The following is a 230-nucleotide window of genomic DNA, read 5'->3' on the forward strand; positions in this document are numbered from 1 at the left end:
TCGAGGCCGACGAGGAGCTCGAGATCCCGCTCGAGGCCGCGAGCATGTCGCTGTTCGGCACCTACCACCTGGACGGCTCGTGGGAGTCCGAGCGGCTGATCGCCCACGAGATGTCCCTCCAGTGGTTCGGCAACGCCGTGACCCTGGGCCGCTGGTCCGACCTGTGGCTGCACGAGGGCTTCGGCTGCTGGTCCGAGTGGCTGTGGGCCGAGGCCTCGGGGCGGTCCAGC

Annotated in this window: 1 protein-coding gene; it reads left to right on the forward strand. The window is 70.4% G+C overall.

Annotated elements, in window-relative coordinates; genetic code table 11:
* On the forward strand, window positions 1-230 hold a 230-nt coding region (locus KVS67_RS13665), incomplete at both ends, for a M1 family aminopeptidase (protein WP_305799848.1).

This window comes from Micrococcus sp. GbtcB5 (assembly GCF_019091605.1).
Classification (GTDB): Bacteria; Actinomycetota; Actinomycetes; order Actinomycetales; family Micrococcaceae; genus Micrococcus; species Micrococcus luteus.